Genomic DNA, 24,790 nt, shown 5'->3' with positions numbered 1-24,790 from the left:
GGGGAAGACACCCCACGAGAGGAGACGACCAGACATGTCAACCGTCGGCACCGCCACGAGGGCCGCCCAGGCCGTGGTCGAGGGGACCGTGCATGCGGTCCGGCATCCCATCGAGTCGGCGGCGTTCGTGACCGGCCTGGCGAAGGGCGCCGCGGAAGGCGTGCTGCTCCGCGCCCACCGCGACTCCTCCACGCAGGACACGGCCGAGGGCTCCTGGGTGCCACCGCGCCCCGGCGAGCGCCTCACCGAGGTCCCGAAGACCACCCCGGTCCAGCCGCAGCCGCAGACGGCGACCGAGCCCAAGGCTCCGTCGCGCACCGCCGAGCACGGCGGGCCGGGGGACGACCGGTTCGACGACTGGCGCGAGGAGCTGGACGGCGGTCCCGACGTCGAGACACCCGTCGGGACGACCGGCGCGGGGCCGGGCTACAACCCCGACACCGGCCAGACCGACCTGCAGCAGCCCGACACCGAGCCGCTCGTGGACCCGTCGCTGACGAAGGCGGTGAAGTCCGAGTCGGAGATCCTCCGCAAGGCGGCCGATCCCGACAAGGGCTGACCCGCCGGCGGTGAAGGCGCCCGGAGGCGTGTCCGGGCGCCCCGATACGCTGGCGCCCATGAAGCTCAGCGAGTCCCTGGAGAAGGCGTTCAACGACCAGATCACCCTGGAGTTCGAGGCGTCACTGGTCTACCGGCAGCTTGCCATCGAGCTCGAGCTGCGCGACCTGTCCGGCATGGCCTCGTGGCTGCGCCACCAGGCGGACGAGGAGATCGTCCACGCCAACAAGTGGATCGACCACCTCGCGGCTCGCGACAACCACCCACGGATCGGCTCCATCAGCCCGGGCTCGGTGGAGGTCAACTCCGTCCTCGACGCCTTCGAGGCCGCCAGCTACCACGAGCAGCGGGTCTCGGAGTCGATCCGCAACCTCTACCGCGCCGCCGAGGCCGAGGGCGACCTCGACTCCCGCCCGCTCCTCAACTGGTTCATCGAGGAGCAGGTCGAGGAGGAGGCCACCGTGCGCGAGATCCTCGGCCGCCTGGAGATGATCAAGGACGACGGCCCGGGCCTGCTCCGCCTCGACGAGGAGCTCGGCGCACGCCCGGCGACCACCACCGAGGCGCGCTAGAGCCAGCGGCCCAGGTCCTCGCCCGGCTCGTCGATCGCCGCGAGCAGCCGCTGAGCGCGGGCGGCGGCCTCCTCGGCCACGGCGTAGGCCGGGTCGTCGTCCGCGGTCGACCCGCCGGCCGACGACGTCAGCGCGTGCACCCGCGCGAGCAGGTCGTCGCGGCCGAGCCCGCGCAGGAGCAGCAGCACGAAGGGGTCGGCCTTCACCAGCCAGCCGACCTGGGTGAGCACCGCGAGGGCGTGCGGACACGGGTCCAGCCAGGCGTCGCAGCCGCACGCGGCGCCCAGCTCCGCGCCGTACGGGAGGAGCTCGACGCCGCTCTCCTCGGCCGCCTCCACGAGCGAGTGGGGCAGGTCGCCGGACATCAGGGCGGCGACCCGGCCGGCCTCGGAGGCGACGACCTCGGCCAGCGCCGCGCGGCCCCGCTCGTCGAGCACCGGCACCGACACCGTGACCGTGAAGGTGTCGTCGCGGTCGTCGACCGCCGCCACGACGGAGCCGGAGTCGACGGTGATCGAACCGACCGCCCCGGCGCGGGCCAGCGACCGGCCCAACCTCAGATCCTCGACCGAGAAGGCCGCCTCCTCGACCGCGCGCACGAACGCGCGGCTCCACCACGTGCCGGCCACGCTGCCCCGCTGCGGCGCCAGCCGGGGATGGGTCACCGCGGTCACGGACGCCCGCCCGGGTGGCGCAGCTCCACGAGGTCGCGCAGCTCGTCGTCGGAGAGCTCGGTGAGCGCGGTCTCGCCCTTGGTGAGTACGGCGTCGGCGAGGGCCCGCTTGCGGGTGAGGAGCTCGGCGATGCGCTCCTCGATCGTGCCCTGGGTGACGAACCGGTGCACCTGCACGGGCCGGGTCTGGCCGATCCGGTAGGCGCGGTCGGTGGCCTGCTCCTCGACGGCGGGGTTCCACCAGCGGTCGACGTGGATCACGTGGTCGGCCCGGGTGAGGTTGAGCCCGGTGCCGCCGGCCTTGAGCGAGAGCAGGAAGACGGGCGGACTGTGCTCATCACCCTCGGCAGCCTGGAAGCGCGCCACCATCGCCTCCCGCTCACGGACGGGAGTGCCGCCGTGCAGGAACTGGTGGGGCACACCGGCCCGGGAGAGGTGGCGCTCGAGCAGGCGCCCCATCGCGACGTACTGCGTGAAGACCAGCGCGGCGCCGTCCTCGGCGAGCACCGTGCCGAGCAGCTCGTCGAGGAGGTCGAGCTTCTCTGAGCGTCCGCCCGGCCGCGGGTCGGCCTGCTTGAGGAACTGCGCCGGGTGGTTGCAGATCTGCTTGAGCCCGGTGAGGAGCTTGAGCACGAGACCGCGGCGCGAGTCTTCGTCGGCCTCCTGGATGCGGCGCAGGCAGTCGCGGACGTAGGTCTCGTAGAGGACCGTCTGCTCGCGCGTGAGCCCGAGCAGGTGGTCGGTCTCGGTCTTCGCCGGCAGCTCCGGCGCGATGCCGGGGTCGGACTTGCGCCGGCGGAGGAGGAACGGCTCCACGAGGTCGGCGAACTGCCGCGCCTTGGTCGGCTCCAGCCCCGACTCGATCGGTCCGGCCCAGACCTTGCGGAAGGCGTTGCGGCTGCCGAGCAGCCCCGGGATCGCCCAGTCGAGGATCGCCCAGAGCTCGGTGAGGTTGTTCTCCACCGGGGTGCCGGTCAGCGCGACCCGGGCCGCGCTCGGGATGGTGCGCAGCGCCTTCGCCGTCGACGACTGGGCGTTCTTGACGTGCTGCGCCTCGTCGGCGACGACCAGGTCCCACGGCACCTCGGCCAGCACCGCGGCGTCGTTGCGCATCGTGCCGTAAGTGGTGAGCACGAAGCCGCCGTCCACGCCGTCGAGGTCGCGCCCCGCGCCGTGGAACCTGCGCACCGGAACGCCGGGCGCGAACCTCTCGATCTCCGCCTCCCAGTTGCCGAGCAGCGAGGCAGGACACACGACGAGCGTGGGGCCCCGCCCGACCGCCTCCTGCCGGTGCAGGTGCAGCGCTATCAGCGTGATCGTCTTGCCCAGTCCCATGTCGTCGGCCAGGCAGGCGCCGAGCCCGAGCTCGGTGAGCTGGGCCAGCCAGGTGAGTCCGTGGCGCTGGTAGTCGCGGAGCGTGGCGGCCAGCCCGGCCGGCACCTCGATGGGCGTCCGGCTCGCGGCGGTGCGGATCAGCTCGCGCACCTTCAGCAGGGACGCCCCGACGACAGCCTCGTGCTCGACGTCGTCGACCTGGACGACCTCGGTGAGGGTCGCGGCCAGCGCGGTCGCCGGCGGGACCCTCCGGATCAGCCGCTTGCGGGCGCGCTTGAGGACGGCGGAGTCGACGACCGTCCAATTGTCGCGCAGCTTGATGACGGGCGCGGTCGCGCGGGCCAGCTCGTCCATCTCCGCCTCGGTGAGGGGGTCGCCGTGGAGGGCGAGCTGCCAGGAGAAGGCGAGCATCGAGTCGGGACCGAACAGCCCCTCGACCAGCGGCTCCTCGCGGCTGCCGCCCGCGGTGAGCTCGACACGGGAGGTCATGTCGCGGTCGAGGTAGCGCGGCCAGAGCACCTGCACGCCGGCCTGGTCGAGCGCGGTCACGCCGTGGTCGAGCAGCGAGAGCAGCTCGTCGGAGTCGAGGGTGATCTGGTCGGGCACGCGCAGCTCGAGGAGCCGGTCGAGCACCGGCCACGCGTCGGCCGCCGCCCGCAGCGCGATGGAGGCGTGGGTGCGCGCCCGGTCGCCGAACCCGTGGCTCTCGCCGGACTCGGTCCACAGCACCGCGGCGTCGCAGACGTGGGCGGCGTTGTCGGCGGCGTGCACCTGCAGCACCAGCCGCACGCACCCACCGACCAGCTCCTCCTCGTCTGCCTCGACGCGCAGGGAGATGGTCACCAGCTGGGGCCGGTCGTCGCGCAGCCGGGCCCGCGCCCGGGCCACCCGCTCCTGCAGCCGCTGGGCGAAGTCGTCGCCGGGGGCGGTCCAGGCCGGGGTCTCGACTCCGCTCGACCAGCGCGATCCGGCGGCCGGCCGCGACGTCGTACGCCGGGACGCCACCGGGGCAGTGCGCGGCATCGTGTCGGCGACGGCATCGATGACGGCCCGCACGACCCCCTCGGCCGTGGCCTCGTCGAAGCCGTCCACGGCGCGGGCACGGGCGAGCCGCACCACCCGGTCCTCGTCCTCCGGACGCAGGGCGCCGCGCCAGCCGGTGCCGGTCGGGTCGGGCTCGAAACGGCCCGCTGCCACCAGCCGCATGCCGAGCAGGGCGGCGCCACCGAGCAGGGCGACGCTGGGGTGCACGTCGTCGCGCTGGTGGGCCCTGGTGAGCACCGGGAGGGCGCCGCGCAGGGGCAGGCTGACGGTGCGCCGCTCGTCGGTGAACTCGACCGTCCCGTCACGGGGCAGCTCGCCGGCCCGGAAGGTCGCCGGTCCGGTGACGGGGACGAAGCTCACGCAGTGCCTTCCGATCGAGGGACAGACGAGACGCTAACGCCCCGCACCGACACGGAGTTCCCCCGCGCTAACCTCGGTCGCCATGAGCATCCTCGACGCCAAGATCGCCCGCCTCGACGGCACCCCCGGCACGCTCCGCGACCTCACCGGCGGCCAGCCGGCGCTGCTGGTCAACGTGGCGAGCAGGTGCGGCCTCACCCCGCAGTACGGCAAGCTCGAGCAGCTGCACGAGGACCACGCCGCGCAGGGCTTCACCGTCGTCGGCATCCCGTGCAACCAGTTCGGCGGCCAGGAGCCGGGCACCTCGGAGGAGATCGCCGAGTTCTGCTCCGCCACCTACGGGGTCACCTTCCCGATGAGCGAGAAGGTCGACGTCAACGGCGAGGACCGGCACGAGATCTACCGCGAGCTGGTCGCCACGCCCAACGAGAAGGGCGAGACCGGCGACGTCCAGTGGAACTTCGAGAAGTTCCTCATCGACGAGGACGGCCGGGTCGTCGCGCGGTTCAACCCCGGCATCGAGCCCGACGACGCCCGGCTGGTCGAGCAGGTCAGGAGCCTCCTCGGCTGACCGCCGTACGCCGCCTTGTCGCGGGCGGGGCACGGGCGTGACCGAGGGCACCGCGTAAATGATTGGGTGGTTGTCGACGACAACCAATACCCTCGCCGGGTGACCACAGACCTCCAGCAGCCCGCGCCCGACAGCACCCCGTCGGCCGCGGACGCAGACAAGCTCGACAAGGGCACCCTGATCATCGCCGGCGTGGTCGTCCTGGGCGCCATCATGTCCATCCTCGACATCACCGTCGTCTCGGTCGCGCTCGAGACCTTCCAGCGCGAGTTCGACGCCACCGCCGCCCAGGTCGCCTGGACCATGACCGGCTACACGCTGGCGCTGGCCAGCGTCATCCCGCTGACCGGCTGGGCCGCCGACCGGTTCGGGACCAAGCGGCTCTACCTGCTTGCCGTACTCCTCTTCACCGCCGGCTCCGTGCTGTGCGCGACCGCGGGCGGCCTCGAGCAGCTCGTGCTCTACCGCGTGCTGCAGGGCCTCGGCGGCGGCATGCTGATGCCGCTCGGCATGACGATCCTGACCCACGCCGCCGGCCCCGACCGGGTCGGCCGCGTGATGGCCGTGCTCGGCATCCCGATGCTGCTCGGCCCGATCTTCGGCCCGATCCTCGGGGGCTGGCTGATCGACTCCGCCTCGTGGCACTGGATCTTCCTGATCAACCTGCCGATCGGCATCGCCGCCCTCGTGTACGCCGCGGTCGTGCTGCCGCAGGACGACGTGGAGCCGTCTGAGTCCTTCGACTGGCTGGGCATGCTGCTCCTGTCGCCCGGTCTCGCCGCGTTCCTCTACGGCGTCTCCTCGATCCCCGAGCACGGCGGCATCGGCGCCCGTGAGGTCTGGCTGCCCGCGCTCATCGGGCTGCTGCTCATCGTGGCGTTCGTGCCGTGGGCGCTCGCCCGCCGCAACAAGCACCCGCTCGTCGAGCTGCGCCTGCTGAAGAACCGCGACATGACGGTCGCGCTGCTGGCGATGTCGCTCTTCGCGATCGCGTTCTTCGGCGCCTCGCTGCTCTTCCCGCTCTACTTCATCCAGGTCCGCGCCGAGGACGCCCTGGGCGCCGGCCTGCTGCTGGCCCCGCAGGGCCTCGGCGCGATGCTGACGATGCCGGTCGCCGGCGTGCTCGCCGACAAGATCGGCCCCGGCAAGATCGTGCTCGTCGGCATCACCGTGATCACCGTCGGGATGGCGATGTTCACCCAGGTCGACGCCGACACCTCCTACGCCTACCTCCTCGCGGCCCTGTTCGTGATGGGCCTGGGCATGGGCAGCACGATGATGCCGATCATGAGCGCGGCCCTCGCCACGCTCACGGCCCACAACATCGCCCGCGGCTCCACGCTGCTCAACATCCAGCAGCAGGTGGCGGCCTCGGCCGGCACGGCACTCTTCTCGGTGATCCTGACCAACGAGATCAAGGACTCCGAGGCGCTCCAGCTGGCCGGCTCCGTCCAGGCGGCCGGTGGGGACGAGTCGAAGATCGGCGCGATCCTCCAGCGGTTCGGCCTCTCGCCCGACCAGCTCCAGTCCGTCCTGGCCGGTGCTCCCAGCGAGCTGGCGGGCGCCTTCGCGACCGTCTTCATCGTCGCGACGGTCCTCGTCGGCTGCTGCCTCATCCCGGCGGCGTTCCTCCCGCGCACCAAGCAGGAGTTGCCCGTCGACCAGACGGCGATGATGGGTCACTGAGACCGGTCCGACACCGCACCGCGGCCCCAGCGAGCACCCGCTCGCGGGGCCGCGGTTGCTTTCCCACCGCCCGCGCGGCTGAGCCCGGGTCCTCAGCCGTTCAGGCCCTCAGCCCCAGGGGTCGAGATGTGTCCTCGCGTCCTCGGTGAGCTGCTCTCGCTCGTCCTCGGCCATCTGCTCCCAGGCCTGCCAGCCTCGCCTCGCCAGCGGGGTCACGAACGCCTCGAACTCCGGCGAGCGGGCCAGCGCGCGGAGCGAGGTGCGCCCGGCGAGAACGTCGGCGATTCGCTCACGCAGCTCCGCGTCCTCGGCCTGGTCGCGGAGGATTCGGAGCGAGTCACGCAGCTGGGCGTCGAGCCGTCGGTCCGTCGCAAGGCTCGGCAGGAGGGGCACCTCGTCCCGTTCCTCGGTCATCAGCGCACCTGCGAGTTGTTGTAGGCGCCAGGCAGCTGCACCGTGCTGAATCCCTGGATGGACGAGAGCGAGCCGGCGATCAGCCCCATCAGCGCCTCGCAGGCGACCCACACCTTGGCGCGGATGTCGAGGAGCTCCTTGATGACCGTGGCGCCCTTGTAGATCGAGTAGGCGGCGCCGCTCGCCCCGACGATGCCGCCCACGACGGTCCATGAGCTCGCCGCCGCAGCGGCCAGCGAGATGCCGGCGGCGATGGCGTAGTCGGCGAGGCTCTCGACCAGACTGCCCACGGCGTTGGCCATCTCCTTGACCCCGAAGGCCGTGCTGTCGAACTGACTCGCGATGTCGTCGAAGTTGTCCTTCTGGGTCTTCAGCTCCTCCGCCAGGTCCGTGAAGTAGGTCGACGCGGCGGTGGCCGCCTTCCCGTCCCAGGTGGCGCGGAGCACCCCCAGGTCGGCCGCGATGCCCTCGGCGGTCTGGTCGCAGAACTCGCCCAGCTTGCGAAGCGCGTCCGCGGAGCGGGCCACCTCGCTCCAGTCGCCGGCGAACCACTCGCCGACCTCCTCGGGGATGTTGGGGCCGCCCATCTTGTCGATCGCGACCATCGCCCAGTGCCCGAGTGAGATCAGGTCGCCGATGTGCAGGTAGGTGTCGAGTGCCGCGGGGATCAGCGGATCCGCCTTGGGCGGGGTCAGCACTCCGGCCGGGCTCTCCACGTCAGCCTCCCGTCTTCGGCAGGGGCGTGCTGGCGACCTGCTGATAGTGCTGGTCCGCCTTCGCCGCCTGCTCGGCGTCGGTCATCTCGTAGTGTCGGGCCGTTGCGATCAGCTCGTCCGCCGACATGTCGCTGAGCTTGCCCAGGTGTCGGAAGAACTCCTCCACCGACGGCCGTACCTCCGTGGTCGAGTTGAGCAGCCGCACGAACGCCGAGCCCCCGGACGCCTGGGGCTTGGTGTGCGCGGCGTAGGACTCAGCGGTCTGGCAGGCCGACTCGAGCATGATGAACTCCCGCGCGAACTGCTTGATCCGCGAGGGGCGCGCTCTGAAGCCCACGTGTTCACCCCTTTCCATGATTCTTTCGGGGCTCCTCTACCCTCGGAGCCATCATGGGAAACCCACCGGAGGATACGCAGGTCGACCGAGGCAAGGTCGCCCGAGGTGGACTGGTCGGGGCCGGGATCGGGGTGGCGCTGCTCGCCCTGTCCCTGTTCTTCCTCGTCCGCCTCGAAGCCGACACGGACGTCCTCGGCGTGTTCCTGCCGCTCGCGGCAGGACTCGTGACGCTGGGCCTGGGCGCCATCGCGCTCCTCCCCCTGCGACTCGGCGACACGCCGAGCACCGCGGGCGTGGTGGCCTGGGCGTTCCGGGGGCTCGCGCTCCTCGGCATCGCCGTGACCGCCGCCGGCGTGGCCCGGGGCGAGCTGCCGTGGATCGCCTTCGGCCTGGTGCCGCTCCTCGCGTGCGCCGCGCTGGCCAAGGACAGCATGCGGCTGGCCCGCAAGGCACGAGGCGACTGACGCCGGCTCAGCCCTGGAGGCCGAGGGCGAGGGGCAGTACGGCGGCCGCGCCGGCGCCGCGGAGCGCTCGCGCGGCCATGGTCATCGTCCAGCCGGTGACGACCAGGTCGTCGACCAGGAGGACGGGTCCGGCGGGCACCTGGGCGTCGAGGTCGAACCGGCGGCGGACTGCCACGACCCGCTGGGCGGAGTTCATCGCGCCCTGGTCGGGAGCGACGTCGGGGTCGACGATGGCCCAGCGCCCGACGACCGGGATCTGCATGACCCGGCTGATGCCCTCGGCGAGGTCGCGCACCAGCGTCGGCCGCCGGGTGGACTCGACGTACACGATCGCGACCGGACGCGCCGGCCAGGAGGCCGACCAGTCCTTCATCACCTCGAGCACGGCCCTCGCGAGACCGGGTGGCACGGGGCCGTCGACGACCTCGCCGGCCCGGAACAGCTCGCGCAGCGCCTGCCCGTGGCCCAGGTCGGTGAGCCGGGCGACCGCCCGTCCCTCCTCGGGTCCCTCGGCGATCTTGCCCTTGAGGTCGATGCCCCGGCTGGCCAGCGCGGTCGGCCACATCTTCCGGGGCTCCACCACGACACCCGGCCGCGCGAGCCGCTCGCCCGCCTGCGCGACGGACTCCGCCGACACCTCGGTCGGCAGCGCCAGCCCGCCGCAGTTGTCGCAGCGCCCGCAGTCCTGCGCCTCGGGGTCGTCGAGCTGCTCGCGCAGGTAGCGCATCCGGCACTCGGTGGTGTCGAGGTAGGCCAGCATCGCGGCCTGCTCCCGGGCCCGGGCCTGGGCGACGCGGGCGTAACGCTCCGCGTCGTAGGCCCACTCCTGGCCGGTGGCCGCCCAGCCGCCCTGGACGCGCCGGACCGCGCCGTCGACGTCGAGCACCTTGAGCATCGTCTCGAGGCGGGTGCGGGTCAGCTCGACGTGCGGCTCGAGGGCCGCGGTGCTCATCGGCCGGCCGGCGCCGGCGAGCACGTCGAGGGTCTGGCGCACGAGCTCCTCCCGCGGGAAGGCCAGGGACGCGAAGTAGGCCCAGATGTCGCGGTCCTCGATCTGCGGCAGCAGCACCACCGAGGCCTCGTCGGTGCCGCGGCCGGCGCGGCCGACCTGCTGGTAGTAGGCCACCGGTGAGCTCGGCGCCCCGAGGTTGACCACGAACCCCAGGCTGGCGTCGAAGCCCATCCCGAGCGCGCTCGTCGCCACCAGCGCCTTGACCCGGCCCTCGACGAGGTCCTGCTCGAGCGCCTGCCGCTCGGTCGTCTCGGTCTGGCCGGAGTAGGCCGCCACGGCGTGCCCGCGCTCGCGCAGGAACGCCGCCACCTCCTGGGTCGCGGCGACCGTCAGGCAGTAGACGATGCCGGAGCCCGGCTGCTCGGCCAGGTGGTCGGCGAGCCACGCCAGCCGCTGCTCGGGGGTCTTGAGCCGCACGACGCCGAGGCGCAGCGACTCGCGGTCGAGCGAGCCGCGGAGCACCAGCACGTCCTCGCCCAGCTGCTCCGCGACGTCGGCCGTCACGCGGGCGTTGGCCGTGGCCGTGGTCGCGAGGACCGGGATCCCGCCCGGGAGGTCGTCGAGCAGGGTGCGGATGCGGCGGTAGTCGGGGCGGAAGTCGTGGCCCCAGTCGGAGATGCAGTGCGCCTCGTCGACCACGAGCAGGCCGCAGGTGGCGGCCAGCCGGGGCAGCACCTCGTCGCGGAAGCCTGGGTTGTTGAGCCGCTCGGGGCTCACCAGCAGCACGTCGACCCCGCCGGCGTTGATCGCGTCGTTGATCGGCTGCCACTGCTCGATGTTGGTGGAGTTGATCGTGACCGCCCGGATGCCGGCCCGCTCGGCCGCGGCGATCTGGTTGCGCATCAGCGCCAGCAGCGGGCTCACGATGACGGTCGGCCCGGCGCCGGCCTCCCGCAGCAGCAGCGTCGCCACGAAGTAGACCGCCGACTTGCCCCACCCGGTGCGCTGCACGACCAGCGACCGCCGCCGGTCGACGGCCAGCGCCTCGATCGCCCGCCACTGGTCCTCCCGGAGCGCGGCGTCATCCCTGCCGACCAGCTCGCGCAGGTGTCGCTCGGCCGACGCCCTGGCGTCGCGGCGTACGTCGTCACTCACGGCTGTGGTCATGGGCCCCTGTCTACCCCACGGCCCCGACAGCCGCGCCGTGTGGATCAGTCGCCGAGCGTGGCCAGGTGTGCGTGCACGAGGGGCACGACCGAGGCGCCCTCGCCCGAGGCGGCGGCCACCCGCTTCATCGAGCCGGCGCGGACGTCGCCCACGGCGTAGACGCCCGGGACTGCGGTCTCGAGGTTGGCCGGCGGCAGGCCGTCGCGCCACAGGTGCTTCGGGATGTCGCGGCCGGTGAGCAGGAAGCCGTTGTCGTCGCGACAGATCGTCTCGGGGAGCCAGTCGCACTGCGGGTCGGCGCCGAGCAGCAGGAACAGCCCGGCGGCCGGGTGCCGGGTCTCGACGCCGGCCGCGTCACGGACGACCAGCCACTCCAGCCGGTCGTCACCGCCGCCGTCGACGACCGATCCGCCCTCGCACACCCGGACGACGTCGTTGTAGCGGATCTCGCCGATCAGGTAGCTGGACATCGTCTGGGCGAGCGGCCGGCGGGCCACGATCGTCACCGAGCGGGCGTAGCGCGCCAGGTGCAGCGCCGCCTGGCCCGCGGAGTTGCCGCCGCCGACCACGACGACGTCGCTGCCCTCGGTCTCGCGGGCCACGCTGACGACCGTGCCGTAGTGCACGCCCATGCCGACGAGGTCCTCGAGCGCGGGCACCCCGAGGCGGCGGTAGGCCACCCCGGAGGCGAGCACGACGGTCCGGGCGCGCACCTCGCCACCCTCGGTGAGCAGCCGGTGTGGCTGCCCGTCGCTTCCAGGGACCAGCTCGGTGACCGGCCAGCCGGTGAAGAAGCGGGTGCCGAACCGGATCGCCTGGTTGCGCGCGCGCTGGGCCAGCCGCATCCCGGAGATGCCGCGCGGGAAGCCGAGGTAGTTGCGGATCATCGAGCTCTGGCCCGCCTGGCCGCCGACGGCCTCCGCTTCGACGACGACCGTCGTGAGGCCCTCGGAGGCGCCGTAGACCGCGGTCGCGAGGCCGGCCGGGCCGGCGCCGACGACGGCGAGGTCGACGACGCTGCCGACGTCGATGTCCGCCGGGCGTCCGTAGATCCGGACGGCGACGTCGCGCACCGCCGTGGGCACGAACGTGCCGCGACCCAGGGCGGAGACCACGGGGAAGCCGGTGTCACCGGCTTCGGCGACCAGCGCCCGGCCCTCCTCGGAGTCGGGGGCCAGCAGGTGGTGGGGCATCCCCATCCGGTCGAGGAAGTCCCCGATCGCGGCGGTCAGGGCGGTCGGCTGCGGCGCGACGATCCGCATCGTGGCCACCTCGGGGGCGGGCACGGTGGCACCCCAGTCGGAGAGCAGCTCGGTGACGGCCGAGTGGAACTCCTCGTCGCGCACCCCGCGGGGCATCAGCAGGTAGGCGTCGTACGTGCCCTTGCTCAGGCCCGGCCTGAGCTCGTCGGCGTCGGCGAGAAAGAGGTCCCAGTGCGCGGCCACGATCCGCCGCATCGTGGGGACGACGGACCGCCACTGCGACATCGCCCGCAGCACGTGCTGGTCGGGGAGCCTCGACTCGGTGACGACCAGGGGCACCTGGGTGCCGGCCGCCCGGAGCCGCTGGAGGGCCTGCGTGGTCTCCTCGGCGGTGGAGGTGACCTGCAGGTCGTAGTCGCGGGCGTAGCGGCCGAACTCGCTGCCGAGCACGTCCGCGTGCTCGGGGGCGCAGATCACGATCGTCGGCAGTCCAGGGGCGCTCGTCACGGTCCGAGGCTACGCGGCGGTGAAGGACTCCCCGCGCAGCACCGGCACCACGTCGGAGCTGTCCAGCTCGGCGGCCACGGTCACGTCGTCGACGAAGCCGGCGTCGATCAGCTCGCGCCCGGAGGCGCAGGCGTGGAGGTCGTCGGGCAGGTCGGCGTCCCGATAGGCGGCCACCGCGAGACGAGCCTCGGGACTGAGCCGGGAGGCGGGCTCCAGAGCGGCGAGAACCGCACCGGCGCCCCACAGGTCCTCGGCGCACGGCCGCAGGGTGTCGTCATCCCAGCGCTCACCGGCCGCGATCACGACGACGGACCCGCCCAGCCCGGCGACGTACCGGCCCACTGCCGAGGCGTTGCGCAGGCACGCGCCGACGACGGTCGCGCCAGCCTCGGCGAGCTGGAACGCGATCGTGGAGCCGTTGGGGCTGGGCAGCACAAGCCGCTCGACGTCCTCGGCCTTCGCCAGGGTCGCGGGCGAGAGCGAGACGTGGCGCGCGTCCGAGCGGGCCAGCGCCTCGAAGCGGCCCACCGCGAGGGTCGCGCGGTGCCGCAGCGCGTGCTCGGCCGCCCGCCCGTCACGCCAGCGGAAGGGGAAGACCTCGATGCCCTTCTCCACCGCGACCGTCAGGGTCGTGGTGAAGGACAGCACGTCGACGACCACGGCGACGTCCGCGGTCACCGCCGATGCGCCGGTAGGCCCCCAGTCGAAGCGGACGCCGTACGACGACTGGTCGTGGCCGGGCTGCTGCACGGACGGTGCCTACCAGATGCGGACGCGGTCCTCCGGCTCCAGCCAGAGGCCGTCACCGGGAGCGGTCCCGAAGACCTCGTGGAACTCGTCGAGGTTGCGCACGATGTTGGCGCGGAACTCCGCCGGGCTGTGCGGGTCGATCGTCAGGAGCTGCAGCTCCTGCTCCTTGCGCCGCTTGGTGCGCCAGCAGTGCGCCCAGTTGAGGAACAGCGCACGCCGCTGCTCGGGCGTCACCTCGCCGCCCTGGCTGATCACGAACGCCTTGTGCGCGATGGTGAGGCCGCCGAGGTCGCCGATGTTCTCGCCGACCGTGAGGGCACCGTTGACCCGCTCGCCGGGCAGGGTGCGCGGCTCGAAGCCGTCGTACTGCTCGATGAGCGCCTTCGACTTCACCTCGAACGCGGCCTTGTCCTCGGCGGTCCACCAGTCGTTGAGGTTGCCGAGGCCGTCGTACTGCGCGCCCTGGTCGTCGAAGCCGTGGCCGATCTCGTGGCCGATGACGGCGCCGATGCCGCCGTAGTTCTCGGCCGGGTCGGCATCGGGGCTGAAGAACGGCGGCTGCAGGATGCCGGCGGGGAAGCAGATCTCGTTGGTGCCGGGGTTGTAGTAGGCGTTGACCGTCTGCGGGAGCATGAACCACTCGTCGCGGTCGACCGGCGACCCGATCTTGGCGAGCTCGCGGTCGGTCTCGAACTGCGCCGAGGCAGCCACGTTGCCGAGGAGGTCGTCGGCCCGCACCTCGAGCTTGGAGTAGTCGCGGAACTTCTCGGGGTAGCCGATCTTCGGGCGGAAGGTCTCGAGCTTCTCGTAGGCCCGCTGCTTGGTCTCCTCGCCCATCCAGTCGAGCGCCTCGATGGAGACCCGGTAGGCCTTCAGCAGGTTGTCGACCAGGTCGTCCATCTGCGCCTTCGCCTCCGGCGGGAAGTGGCGCTCGACGTAGATCTTGCCGACGGCCTCGCCGATCGCCCCCTCGACCAGCGCGACACCGCGCTTCCAACGCTCCCGCAGCTCGGGGGTGCCGTTGAGGGTGCGGCCGTAGAAGTCGAAGTTGGTCTCGACGAAGTCGTCGGTGAGGTACGGCGCGGCGCTGCGCAGGACGCGCGACCAGAGCCAGGCCTTCCACGACTCGATCGGCACCTCGGCGAGCACGCCCGAGATGTGGGAGAGGTAGGACGGCTGGCGCACGCAGGACTCGGCGATCGTCGCCGCGGAGCCGCCGAGGTTGCGGACGTAGGCGTCCCAGTCGAAGTCCGGTGCGAGCTTCTTCAGCTCGTCGGCCGTGGTGAGGTTGTAGGTCTTCTGCACGTCGCGGGTCTCGGCGCGCTCCCAGTGGCCCTGGGCCAGCCGGGTGTCGAGGTCGAGGATCGTCGCGGCCGCGCCGGCGGGGTCGGGGTGCTCGCCGAGGGTGAGCAGGCGGGTCAGGTAGTCGACGTACTTCTCCCGGATCTCGGCGAACTTGTCCTCGCGGTAGTAGGACTCGTCCGGCAGGCCCAGGCCGCCCTGGGTGATGTTGAAGAGGTAGCGGTCGGAGTCCCTGTCGTCGGTGTCGATGTAGGACCCGAACAGGCCGGCGCCGCCGATGCGCTCGAACTCGCCGAGGAACGCCGCGAAGTCGCGCACGTCGCGCAGCCCGTCGACCGCGCTGAGCAGCGGATGGATCGGCCGCAGGCCCTTGCGGTCGATCGACTCGGTGTCCATGAAGGAGGTGAACAGGTCGCCGATCTTGCGGGCGTCCTCCCCCTCGATGGTGCCGTCGCCACAGGCCTCGATGATCTCCCTGACCTGCTGCTCGGCAGCATCGGAGAGCTGGACGAACGGGCCCCACGCGGAGCGGTCGCTGGGGATCTCGGTCTCGTCGAGCCAGCGTCCGTTGACGTGGCCGAAGAGGTCGTCCTGGGGCCGGATGTCGGGGTTCATGCCGTCGCGGGCTGCGTCGAGGATCGTCACGCGGTCGACCCTAACCCGCACGCCCCAGCGCGCCACACGGAAATGGACAGTCGCCCGGGAGTACGCCGCGCCTCATGGTGCGGGCTCAGCGGACCCGGACGCGATCGGTGGTCGAGATGCGAGCGCAGCGAGCTCAACCAAAACTCAGGTGCCGGTGTCGGTGGTCAGGGGCATGCTGGATCCATGACCGACCCGCTCACCGACCAGGTCCACGACACGGTCGGCGACCAGCACGCGGGCCGGTCCCTCCCCCGGGCGCTGACGCCGTTCCGCACACCCGCCTACCGCTGGCTCGCGGTGGCCCTCTCGCTGAGCTCGTTCGCGAGCGGAGTGTGGATCGTCGGCCTGGTCTGGGAGGTCATCCGGATGGGCGGCGGCCCGGCCCAGCTGTCGGTGGTCTCGACCGCGAGCGCCGTCGGCGTGCTGGTGCCCGCGCTGCTCGCCGGTGTCGTCGCGGACCGCATCCCGCAGAAGCTGATCCTCCTCGTCGTGGCCGTCGTCGAGACGCTCGGCATGGGGCTGATCGCGTTCGCGTCGTCGACGGACCTCGACGCGGTCTGGCTGCTCGCGTCGGTCAGCTTCGTGACCGGCATGGGCATGGCGTTCTACTACCCGGCCTACTCCGCGTGGCTGCCCGCGCTGATCCCCGAGAGCGACCTGCAGGCCGTCAACGGCTTCGAGGGGATGGTCCGCCCGACGATCGGGCAGGCCATCGGGCCGGCGGTCGCCGGTGCCGTGGTCGGCGTGTGGAGCCCGGGCACGGCGTTCTCCGTCGCTGCGGTCGCGTCCGCGCTCGGCGTGCTGGCGCTGCTCAAGGTGCCGCAGACGCCGATCCGCCGCACCCTCGACCCGGAGCACGCGGCCCACCCGGTCCGCTCGGCGTTCCGTGACATGCGCGAGGGCTTCGTCTACATGGTGGCCACGCCGTGGCTGCTCGCGACGCTGCTGTTCGCCTCGCTGATGATCCTGGCGATGATGGGCCCGCTCGAGGTGCTCATCCCCTTCCTCATCAAGGACCGGCTCGGCGGCGGGCCGGACGACCACTCCTACGTGCTGGCCGCGTTCGGCATCGGTGGAGCGCTCGGCTCGCTGGCGGTGGCGTCGGTGCGGATGCCGCGCCGCTACCTCACGCTGATGAACCTCGGCTGGGGGCTCGGCTCGCTGCCGTTCGTGGTGATCGGCTACGCCGGGTCGGTGTGGACGGTCATCGCCGCGGCCTTCGTGATGGGCGCGATGTTCTCGGCGCCGATGGTCATCTGGGGCACGCTCCTCCAGCGGCGGGTGCCGCCCGAGCTGCTCGGTCGGGTGGCGAGCCTCGACTTCTTCGTCTCGGTCTCGCTGATGCCGGTCTCGATGGCGCTCGCCGGCCCGGTGTCGGAGGCGATCGGGCTCCGCGCCACCTTCCTCATCGCCGGCATCGTGCCGGGCGTCGCCGCGATCGTGGCGATCCTGTGGGCCCGGCTGCCGGCCGACGAGATCGCCCACCCGCTGCGCGACTGACGCTCTACTGAGGGTCGACGAGCTGGTTCATCTCGAAGTGCATCGGGTCGGTCCACGACCAGTCGCCACCCCAGCCGAAGCCCCAGCGCTTGAAGATCGCCACCACGTCGCGGTCGATCTCGCCCACGGTGCCGCGCTGGTTGCCGGGCACGTTGATGTCGAAGGCGATGCCGAACGAGTGCAGCGACAGCCGCTGGGTGTTGGCGATGTAGCGCGGGTAGTAGCAGCCGGCGTACTCCCCCGGGTGGATCTTGTCGGCGAGCCCCCGCTGCTGGATCTCCAGGAGGGCGGCCCGGAGCTGCGGGAACATCACCTTGTGGCAGGTCATGCTGCCGATGATCGGCACCTGCTCGGTGCGGATGTTCGCCTCGACCCAGGAGCTCTCGGGCGCGATCCGGCCACCGCCGAGGACGGTGTAGCGGAAGGTGCCGACGGCGTCGGCGACCGAGCCTCCGGTGAGTACGGCGGTCTGGACGGCGCCGACGTCGAGGTCCGGGCCGAGGATCTGGACGGAGGCGGCGTTGCCGACGATCTTCTGGATCGGCCTGGTGACGCTCTGCGGGGAGATGAAGTCGGTGCTGATGAGCAGGGCGTTGCCCTGCGGCATGCCGAGGTCCTGGCCCCACTTCTCGTTGATGACCGCATCGATGCGCGGGACCTGCGGGGCGAAGGCGCCGATGTGCACCTCGGGCGCGTCCTTGTCGTTGCCGAGCTTGAGGAAGCCCTGCTCGTCGACGAGCTTCTTGCCGACCTCCAGGTCGATGGCCAGCTCGCCGCCGGCCACCCGCTGCCAGGCCTCGAGGAGGTCGGCGGAGGCCTGGGGAGCGAAGAGGCGGTAGGTGGCCGGGTCCACGGCGCCGACGGTGATCACGCGGTTCTCGATGCTGGCGGCGGCCAGGGACAGGCTCTCGGTGCGCTGGACGCCCGTGATGCTGCGGATGGCCTCGACCATTCCGTCCTCGAGCGGCTCCTGGCTGTAGACCAGCAGGTCGGCGCTCCAGAGCCGCTCCTTGCGGGGCCCGGGCGGCTCGACGGCGTGCTCGGGGTCGGCGACGGGCACCTCCGTGCTGGAGGACTCCGACGGCGCCGGGGACTTCGTGAGCGTGCCCGAGGACGCGGCCGGCGAGGGCTCGTCGTCGCCGGCCTTCGGCTGCTCGCCGCCCCCGCACGACGCGGTGGCCAGCAGCGCGAGCGCGGCGACCGCCGCCCTGCGCGCGCGTCGTACTCCGGACATCGACACCTCCCCGTCGGCAAGGGTAGGCGGCGAACCCGGAGCGGATCCCGGTTGCGACCGGATCGTGAGCCTGTGTCAGATCTTGCGGGGCACCAGGACCCAGGAGACGAGACCGCCGAGCGCCAGCAGCGCCGCGCAGGCCACGGTCGCCGAGGTGTACGCCGCTCCGAAGGCGCCCGGGTCGGCGTAGTCGTCTCCCGACAGACCCACGGCGACGGGCAGCGCCGCGATGGCCAGCAGCGAGCCGGCGCGCGCCACGGCGTTGTTGATGCCGCTGGCGATGCCCGCCGACTCGTCAGGCGCCGCCGCCAGCACGGTGGCGGTCAGCGGCGCGACCATGAGGGCGAGGCCGAGGCCGAAGACCGTGAGACCCGGCAGCACGTCCACGACGTACGACACCGAGTCGTCCACGCGGAGCAGCAGCAGCGTGCCGCCGGCCATCACGATCGGGCCGACGGTCATCGGGATCCGCGGCCCGATCCGCTGGCCGAGCGCGCCGGCTCGCGCGGCGAGGAAGAGCATGCACAGCGTGATCGGCAGGGTCGCGACCCCGGCGGCGAGGGCGCTGTAGCCGCCCACCGTCTGGAGCTGGATCACCAGGAAGAACAGCACGGCGCCCAGCGCCGCGTAGACGAGCAGGGTCATCGCGTTGGCGGCGCTGAACACGCGGTCGCGGAAGAGCCGCAACGGCACCATCGGCGCGTGGGTGCGGCGCTCCACCATCAGGAAGGCGGCGCCGGCGATCAGGCCGGAGGCGAGCGCCCAACCCACACCGGGCCGGCCCCACTCGATGAGGGTGAAGGTGACGCCGCCGAGCGCGAGGGAGGCCAGCGCGGCGCCCGTCCAGTCGAACGCCGTCCGGCCGCGGGGGGCGCTGCTCTCCGGCACCCACCGGGCGATCACCACGGTGAGCACGGCGACCGGGAGGTTGATGAGGAAGATCCACCGCCAGGAGGCATGGTCGATGAGAACGCCGCCGAGGAACGGGCCGAGCGCCGCGGCGATGCCGCCGAGTCCCGACCAGGCGCCGATGGCGTGGGCGCGGTCGCGCGGCGCGAACGCCCCCTGGATCATCGCCAGGCTGCCGGGGGTGAGCAGGGCGGCTCCGACGCCCTGGAGGATCCGAGCGACGATCAGGCTCGGCGCGTTGGGCGCGAGGCCGCACAGCAGCGAGGCCGCCGCGAAGGCGATCGTGCCGAGCACGAAGACCCGGCGCCGGCCGAGCCGGTCACCGAGCGCGCCGCCGAGGAGGATCAGGGCGGAGAGCGCCAGCAAGTAGCCGTTGTTGATCCACTGCAGCTCGGCGAAGGTGGCGTCCAGATCCCGGCCGATGCTCGGCAGGGCGACGTTGACGACGGTGCCGTCGAGGAACGTCATGCCGGAGCCGAGGGTGGCCGCCGCGACCACCGCGCGCGCCCTCGGCGTACCCCACTCGACGGCCATGGGCCGAGCCTAGGGGTCGGCGCTCGCAGCGGCGGCTCAGGAGCCCAGGACCCGGCGCGCGATCCACGAGATGCCGGCGGCGGTCTCCTCGGGGGTGCCGGACGGCTGCATCACGTGGCTGAGCGCGATCCGCACGATCGCGTCGATGACCGGGGCGAGCTCCTCCTGGGTCAGCGGGAGCTCGTATGCGGTCAGGCGCTCGGCGATGACCGCCTTCGCGGTGCCCATCAGCATGCCAGCGTGGGTGGTCAGCAGCGGCAGCAGCTCGGTGTCGGCGCCGTGGGTGGCGCTGACGACGGCGTGCAGGAGGGCGTTGCCCTCCGCGAACCGCAGGACGCCCACGACGGCCGCCTCGATCGCGCCGGACAGGTCGCCCGGATGGTCGAGGAAGGCCTGGTCGACCTTGGCGAGAAAGCGGGAGAGCTCCTCCAGGATCATCGCCTCGGCGAGCGCCGGCTTGGTGCCGATCTCGTTGTAGACGGTCTGGCGGCTCACGCCGACCATGTCGGCGAGGCGGCTCATCGTGACCGCCGCCCAGCCCTCCTTCGTGGTGAGCTCGGTGGCGGCCACGACCAGCCGGTCCCGGATGCTGCCGGTGGGTGCCATCTCGGCACCCTCCGGACTCGCGGCAACCATCCCCAGACCCTAGCCCTCGAGGGTGAGCGCCAGCATGGGGCACGCGCTGATCGCTGCGGTCACCAGCTTGCGGTGCTTCTCGTCGGGGTGCTCGTCGAGGACGTGCATCACGTCGTCGTCGTCCACCTCGAAGAACTCGTGCGCCATCGACTCGCACATGCCGAGTCCCTCGCACTTGTCGCGGTCCACGACGATCTTCATGTCAGGCCCTCACCTTCAGGGTCGCGGGGTCGATCTGGATGAAGTCGATCTTCTCGCGCACACCACAGTCGGGGCAGCACCAGCCGTCGGGGATCTCGCTCCACGCCGTACCGGCCGGGAAGCCCTCGTGCTCGTCACCCGCCGCGACCTCGTAGACGTAGGCGCAACCCGGGCACTTCGCCGCGAGCACCTCGCCCTCGAACTTCTGCGCGAACCTGTCGTCGACGTGCACCTGGTGGTCGACCGCCGGCGGAAACTTGGCGAGGTACTTCTGCTCCTTGCCGGGCTGGATGTTGGCCAGCGTCACGTCACCGTCGAGGTGTGCGACCACGCGCTTGTCCATCACCCACCGCCACAGCGGCGGGAAGAGCGCGATGGTCAGGCTGCCTGCGTAGCCGGTCGGCAGGGCCGGGGACTCCTTGAAGTCGCGCAGCGCCTGGTAGCGACGGGTCGGGTTGGCGTGGTGGTCGCTGTGCCGCTGCAGGTGGTAGAGGAAGACGTTGGTGACGATGTTGTTGCTGTTCCAGCTGTGCTGCGGCAGCACCCGCTCGTAGCGCTGCCTGCCCTCCGGGCCGACCTTCTGGCGCAGCATGCCGTAGTGCTCGAGGTAGTTGATGATCTCCAGCAGCGAGAAGCCGGCAACGATGGTGATGAGCAGGTAGGGCATGACCTCCCAGCCGAACAGGGCCACGATCGAGCCGTAGAGGACCACCGACATCAGCCAGGCGTTGAGCACGTCGTTGCCCCAGTGGAACGGGTGGGTGCCCTTGCGCTGGTAGCGCCTGGCCTCGAGCTGCCAGGCGCTCTTGAGGGAGCCGGTGACGGTGCGCGGCCAGAAGCGGTAGAAGCTCTCGCCGAGGCGCGACGACGCCGGGTCCTCGGGGGTGGCGACGCGGACGTGGTGGCCGCGGTTGTGCTCGATGTAGAAGTGGCCGTAGCAGGTCGGCGCGAGCGCGATCTTGGACAGCCAGCGCTCGACGGACTCCTTCTTGTGGCCGAGCTCGTGCGCGGTGTTGATGCCGATGCCCATGATCCCGGCCATCGAGAAGGCCAGGAAGCACTTCTCCCACCAGGTCAGGTCCACGTCCCGCACGAGGCTGGCGCCCAGGGTCTCGGAGACCCAGCTCGTGGCTCCGACGAGGTCGGTGAGCCAGGCGATGGGGTTGATGTCGGCGATGAAGGCCGAGGCGGCGTAGAGGATGACGAACTGCAGCGGCAGGTAGGCGTAGACCACCCAGCGGTAGTACTTGTCGTTCTCCAGCTGGTCGATGATGTCGTCCGGCGGGTTCGAGGGGTCCAGGCCGAAGGCCAGGTCCAGCAGCGGGATGATCCCGTTGACCAGGATCGGCCCGGCCAGCAGCAGCCACCACCAGCCGGTGTAGAGGTAGCCGATCACCGCCATGATCCCGAGCCCGGGCACCATCAGGCCGAGCAGCCACAGATACCGCTTCCTGTCCTTCCAGGCCTCCGTGGTCCCCTCCGCCACGGTGCCGCTGGCCAGATCAGCCATGTCGAGTCCTCCTCGCGTTGCTTTACAAAAGACCACCTCTTGTAAAGTTGACAAGAGAGTGGCATTTGTAAAGCGGGCGTGTCAAGGGTGCGGCCAGGAGGACCGGGAGGAGGACCGGGAGGAGGTACGGCGCGGGGCCGGGGGCGCTGCGGCGTGCGCAGTGCCCCCGGCCCCGGTCTCGACTTCGCTCGACCGACCGGACTTCGCTCGACCGACCGGACTTCGCTCGACCGACCGGACTTCGCTCGACCGACCGGACTCTCAGGCGTTCTCCCGGCGGAACACCGCGGTGCCCCACCAGACGCCGAGCGCGCTCAGCACGACAGCCCAGCCGGTGCCCCAGGCGAGGTGGCTGGTGGCGAGCTCGCCCGTGAAGCTGTCGCGGACGGCGTCGACGATCCAGCGGAACGGCATGAAGTCGCTCATCCGGCTCAGCCAGCCCGGGCCGAGCGTCATCGGCAGCATGATCCCGCTGAGCAGCAGCACCGGCATCATCACCATGTTGATGACCGGCGCCATCACCTCCTCGCTCTTGGTGGTGAGCGCGAGGGCGTTGGACGCCGCGGCGCAGGCCCCGCCGATGAGCAACGTCAGCAGGATCCCGACGGCGACGCCGCCGATCGGCGCGCGCATGCCCATCGCCAAGCCGAGGCCGACCAGGATCAGCGCCTGGACGAGCAGCTGGAGCAGGTCGCGGTAGAGCCGGCCGAAGAGCAGCGCCGCCCGCGAGGCCGGCGTGACCCGCTCCGCCTCGATGACGCCCTCGCGCCACTCGCCGATCAGCCCGAAGCCGGCGAAGAACGCGCCGAACATGCCGAGCTGCACCAGCAGGCCGGGCACCAGGAACGTGTAGGCGTTGTCCGCCCCGCCGGGGAAGGACGCGACCAGCGGCTTGAGCAGCGGGCCGAAGAGCACGAGGTAGAGCACCGGCTGCATCACGCCGATCAGCACCCACGCGGGGTTGCGCAGGTTCATCCGCAGCTGGCGGCGGAAGACGACCATGGAGTCGTGGAAGAACGTCATCGGGTGGCTCCTTCGAGCTCGGGGGCCTGCTCGCCCGCATCGGTTCGACCGGCCTCGGAGTCCGCCACCTCGGCGGCCTCGGCGTCAGCCTGAGCGTCGGCCTCGGCGTCGCGCAGCGAGCGGCCGGTCAGCGTCAGGAACACGTCGTCGAGCGTCGGCCGGTGGACCTCGATCGCGTCCAGCGCGATGCCCGCGGCGTCGAGGTCGCGCATCAGGCCGGGTACGGCGCGGCCCGCGCGCTGCACGCGGCCCGAGACATGCCGGCCGTCGATGGCCACGTCGCCGGCCAGCGCTCCGAGCCGCTCGGCCGCGCTCGTCACGAGCGCGGTGTCGGCGATCTCCAGCGACACCAGGTCGCCGGCGACCTGGGCCTTGAGGTTGTCCGCGGTGTCGCTCGCGACGATGCGGCCCTTGTCGATGATGACGATCCGGTCGGCGAGCGCGTCGGCCTCGTCGAGGTAGTGCGTCGTCAGGAAGACCGTCGCCCCGTGCCGCTCGCGCAGCCCGCGGATGTGCTGCCAGAGGTTGGCCCGCGCCTGCGGGTCGAGGCCGGTGGTCGGCTCGTCGAGGAAGACGAGCGTCGGGTCGTGGATCAGCCCCATCACGATGTCGAGCCGGCGCTTCTGGCCGCCCGACATCTTCCCGCACTTGCGGCGCCACAGCCCCTCGAGGTCGAGCTGCTCGAAGAGCTCCTGCCCGCGGCGTACGGCGTCGGCCCGCGACATGCCGTAGAGCTGGCCGTGGTCGCTCACCTCGTCGCCGGCGAGCGCGCCGGAGAAGGTGGCGCCGACCTGGGAGACGTAGCCGATCGAGCGGCGCACCTGCTCGGCCTCGCGCACCACGTCGTACCCCGCGACCGTCGCAGTGCCGGCCGTCGGCCTGAGCAGCGTGGTGAGCATCCGCAGCGTCGTGGTCTTGCCGGCCCCGTTGGGACCGAGGAAGCCGACGACCTCGCCCTCGGCCACGTCGAGGTCCACGCCGTCCACGGCGCGGACCTCCGTCTTCGTCTTGCCCTGCCTGGTGTGGAACGTCTGCACGAGTCCCCGTGCGGTGATCATCCAGCCCCCTCGTCGTGTATTCAAACTTGAACAGCGTCGGTCAGTGTGCCCGGTGCCGGACCTCCGGACAACCGGATTGCCCGGACGTCCCCACGCTCGCACCCCGGGCGGACGGGATCGGTCCGCTATGCCCAGCCGAGACCGGTCACCGGGTCCAGCGGACCTGGGCGCTGTCGCGCCAGAGATCCCAGTCCCCGGTGGGCGCGACCTCGTCGCTGCGGTTCCACAGCGTCAGGTAGAGCCCGACCGCCCCGCCCGCGAGCAGCGTGTCGGCATCGGAAGGCGCGTCCCGGCGCGGGAGCCGGGTGGTCACCGGAGGCGCCGTGCTCACGTCCACCTGCCAGGCGGTGTCGCCCTCCTCGGGGAGTACGACGATGCGCTGGGGATCCTCCGACCGAAGCCGCGACACGGGGCGGGGCAGGAAGCCGCTGAGCAGCTCGTCGATGCCGTCCAGGGCCAGCTCGGGGGGGATCCAGCCGGCGTCGGCGGCGACCGGGTAGCGGCCCAGCTGCGCGGACAACGCGTCGACGGCGTGGATCGTCGTCTCGTGACACTGCCGGCGCGCCCAGAACCGCTTCGGTGGCGGCGCGTCGGCGAGGAAGACCAGCGCATCGAGGTCGTCGGGGGCCCGGCAGATCGCGGTGACCAGCTCGATCGCGCCGTCGCGCAGCCACTCCAGCGGGTCGGGAGTGCTCCGGCCCTCGGCCTCGAAGGCCGCCGCCGCGCCGGCCTGGTCCACGTCGTCGCCGCGGATGATCGCCGCCGCCCAGCGGTGCACCATCCCCTGGTGGGCGACCAGCCGCCTCACGGTCCAGTCGGGCGTGGTCGGCACCGGCGCCGACAGGCCCGCGCGATCGGCGTACCGCACCATCGCCGCCAGCGCCGTGCGCAACCCCTCGAGGTGGGCGGCCAGGTCGCTCGTCATGAGCA

General features: G+C 72.0%; 23 protein-coding genes. 6 read left to right on the top strand and 17 right to left on the bottom strand.

Going from position 1 to position 24,790, the window contains the following annotated elements; genetic code table 11:
* Positions 1-34 precede the first annotated feature (34 nt).
* Together DDE18_RS22970 and DDE18_RS12345 are read left to right on the top strand one after the other, a co-directional pair.
* A complete protein-coding gene (locus DDE18_RS22970; protein ID WP_116572585.1) occupies positions 35-559 on the top strand; it encodes a hypothetical protein in 525 nt (174 codons plus the stop codon).
* A gap of 58 nt (positions 560-617) precedes the next feature.
* Positions 618-1,130, top strand: a complete 513-nt coding sequence (locus DDE18_RS12345) for a ferritin (RefSeq protein ID WP_116572584.1) — start codon at positions 618-620, stop codon at positions 1,128-1,130.
* Here the strand turns inward: DDE18_RS12345 and DDE18_RS12340 are convergent.
* Together DDE18_RS12340 and DDE18_RS12335 are read right to left on the bottom strand one after the other, a co-directional pair.
* Positions 1,127-1,804: an SWIM zinc finger family protein gene (locus DDE18_RS12340; RefSeq protein ID WP_116572583.1), complete on the bottom strand. Its 678-nt coding sequence runs from the start codon at positions 1,802-1,804 to the stop codon at positions 1,127-1,129. The genes DDE18_RS12345 and DDE18_RS12340 overlap by 4 nt on opposite strands.
* Positions 1,801-4,542 carry a DEAD/DEAH box helicase gene (locus DDE18_RS12335; RefSeq protein WP_116572582.1) on the bottom strand — a complete coding sequence of 914 codons (2,742 nt, stop codon included), beginning with the start codon at positions 4,540-4,542 and terminating at the stop codon, positions 1,801-1,803. Before DDE18_RS12335 ends, DDE18_RS12340 begins: the two co-directional genes overlap by 4 nt.
* An 82-nt stretch (positions 4,543-4,624) precedes the next feature.
* Here DDE18_RS12335 and DDE18_RS12330 point away from each other — a divergent pair, with 82 nt between their 5' ends.
* A complete protein-coding gene (locus DDE18_RS12330; protein WP_116572581.1) occupies positions 4,625-5,113 on the top strand; it encodes a glutathione peroxidase in 489 nt (162 codons plus the stop codon).
* Positions 5,114-5,212: 99 nt separating this feature from the next.
* Positions 5,213-6,799: a DHA2 family efflux MFS transporter permease subunit gene (locus DDE18_RS12325; protein ID WP_116572857.1), complete on the top strand. Its 1,587-nt coding sequence runs from the start codon at positions 5,213-5,215 to the stop codon at positions 6,797-6,799.
* Between the two features lie 108 nt (positions 6,800-6,907).
* On the opposite strand, the gene DDE18_RS12320 is transcribed toward DDE18_RS12325, so the two are convergent.
* Genes DDE18_RS12320 through DDE18_RS12310 form a run of 3 tightly spaced genes read right to left on the bottom strand, consistent with a single transcriptional unit; the run spans position 6,908 to position 8,266 of the window.
* Positions 6,908-7,213, bottom strand: a complete 306-nt coding sequence (locus DDE18_RS12320; RefSeq protein ID WP_116572580.1) for a hypothetical protein — start codon at positions 7,211-7,213, stop codon at positions 6,908-6,910.
* A complete protein-coding gene (locus DDE18_RS12315; protein ID WP_116572579.1) occupies positions 7,213-7,929 on the bottom strand; it encodes a WXG100 family type VII secretion target in 717 nt (238 codons plus the stop codon). The genes DDE18_RS12320 and DDE18_RS12315 overlap by 1 nt, the downstream gene beginning before the upstream one ends.
* 1 nt (position 7,930) lies before the next feature.
* The gene (locus DDE18_RS12310; protein ID WP_116572578.1) at positions 7,931-8,266 is read right to left on the bottom strand and encodes a hypothetical protein; all 336 of its coding nucleotides are present in this window, start codon (positions 8,264-8,266) and stop codon (positions 7,931-7,933) included.
* Between the two features lie 53 nt (positions 8,267-8,319).
* On the opposite strand from DDE18_RS12310, the gene DDE18_RS12305 reads away from it, so the two are divergent.
* A complete protein-coding gene (locus DDE18_RS12305) occupies positions 8,320-8,730 on the top strand; it encodes a hypothetical protein (RefSeq protein WP_116572577.1) in 411 nt (136 codons plus the stop codon).
* A 7-nt stretch (positions 8,731-8,737) separates the two neighbouring features.
* Here DDE18_RS12305 and DDE18_RS12300 read toward each other — a convergent pair whose 3' ends face one another.
* From DDE18_RS12300 to DDE18_RS12285, 4 genes are read right to left on the bottom strand one after another with little or no spacing between them, the layout of a single operon-like run.
* Positions 8,738-10,849 (bottom strand): RecQ family ATP-dependent DNA helicase, encoded by a 2,112-nt coding sequence (locus DDE18_RS12300; protein ID WP_170313279.1) that lies wholly within the window; start codon positions 10,847-10,849, stop codon positions 8,738-8,740.
* A 44-nt stretch (positions 10,850-10,893) separates the two neighbouring features.
* Positions 10,894-12,558, bottom strand: a complete 1,665-nt coding sequence (locus tag DDE18_RS12295; protein ID WP_116572575.1) for an NAD(P)/FAD-dependent oxidoreductase — start codon at positions 12,556-12,558, stop codon at positions 10,894-10,896.
* A 9-nt stretch (positions 12,559-12,567) separates the two neighbouring features.
* Positions 12,568-13,308, bottom strand: a complete 741-nt coding sequence (locus tag DDE18_RS12290; RefSeq protein ID WP_116572574.1) for a 2-phosphosulfolactate phosphatase — start codon at positions 13,306-13,308, stop codon at positions 12,568-12,570.
* A 9-nt stretch (positions 13,309-13,317) separates the two neighbouring features.
* Positions 13,318-15,255 (bottom strand): M13 family metallopeptidase, encoded by a 1,938-nt coding sequence (locus tag DDE18_RS12285; RefSeq protein ID WP_116572573.1) that lies wholly within the window; start codon positions 15,253-15,255, stop codon positions 13,318-13,320.
* 183 nt (positions 15,256-15,438) lie between these two features.
* Here DDE18_RS12285 and DDE18_RS12280 point away from each other — a divergent pair, with 183 nt between their 5' ends.
* Complete coding sequence (locus DDE18_RS12280) at positions 15,439-16,755, top strand: MFS transporter (RefSeq protein ID WP_116572572.1); 1,317 nt, start codon at positions 15,439-15,441, stop codon at positions 16,753-16,755.
* Between the two features lie 4 nt (positions 16,756-16,759).
* On the opposite strand, the gene DDE18_RS12275 is transcribed toward DDE18_RS12280, so the two are convergent.
* The 8 genes from DDE18_RS12275 to DDE18_RS12240 form a co-directional block, all read right to left on the bottom strand.
* Positions 16,760-17,989, bottom strand: coding sequence for a M15 family metallopeptidase (locus tag DDE18_RS12275; RefSeq protein ID WP_116572571.1), 1,230 nt, complete (start codon positions 17,987-17,989; stop codon positions 16,760-16,762).
* 75 nt (positions 17,990-18,064) lie between these two features.
* Entirely contained in the window at positions 18,065-19,432 is a 1,368-nt protein-coding gene (locus DDE18_RS12270; protein ID WP_116572570.1) for an MFS transporter, read from the bottom strand.
* 36 nt (positions 19,433-19,468) lie between these two features.
* Positions 19,469-20,038, bottom strand: a complete 570-nt coding sequence (locus tag DDE18_RS12265; RefSeq protein ID WP_116572856.1) for a TetR/AcrR family transcriptional regulator — start codon at positions 20,036-20,038, stop codon at positions 19,469-19,471.
* Positions 20,039-20,077: 39 nt separating this feature from the next.
* Positions 20,078-20,269, bottom strand: coding sequence for a ferredoxin (locus DDE18_RS12260; protein ID WP_116572569.1), 192 nt, complete (start codon positions 20,267-20,269; stop codon positions 20,078-20,080).
* Position 20,270: 1 nt separating this feature from the next.
* Complete coding sequence (locus DDE18_RS12255) at positions 20,271-21,779, bottom strand: fatty acid desaturase (RefSeq protein WP_116572568.1); 1,509 nt, start codon at positions 21,777-21,779, stop codon at positions 20,271-20,273.
* A 261-nt stretch (positions 21,780-22,040) separates the two neighbouring features.
* Positions 22,041-22,802 (bottom strand): ABC transporter permease, encoded by a 762-nt coding sequence (locus tag DDE18_RS12250; protein WP_116572567.1) that lies wholly within the window; start codon positions 22,800-22,802, stop codon positions 22,041-22,043.
* Complete coding sequence (locus DDE18_RS12245; RefSeq protein WP_116572566.1) at positions 22,799-23,860, bottom strand: ATP-binding cassette domain-containing protein; 1,062 nt, start codon at positions 23,858-23,860, stop codon at positions 22,799-22,801. Before DDE18_RS12245 ends, DDE18_RS12250 begins: the two co-directional genes overlap by 4 nt.
* Positions 23,861-24,005: 145 nt before the next feature.
* On the bottom strand, positions 24,006-24,785 hold the full coding sequence (locus tag DDE18_RS12240) for a maleylpyruvate isomerase family mycothiol-dependent enzyme (protein WP_116572565.1): 780 nt from the start codon (positions 24,783-24,785) through the stop codon (positions 24,006-24,008).
* Positions 24,786-24,790 lie beyond the last annotated feature (5 nt).

It is taken from the genome of Nocardioides gansuensis (genome assembly GCF_003076135.1).
GTDB lineage: Bacteria > Actinomycetota > Actinomycetes > Propionibacteriales > Nocardioidaceae > Nocardioides > Nocardioides gansuensis.
This window is presented reverse-complemented; position numbering and strand designations above follow the sequence as displayed.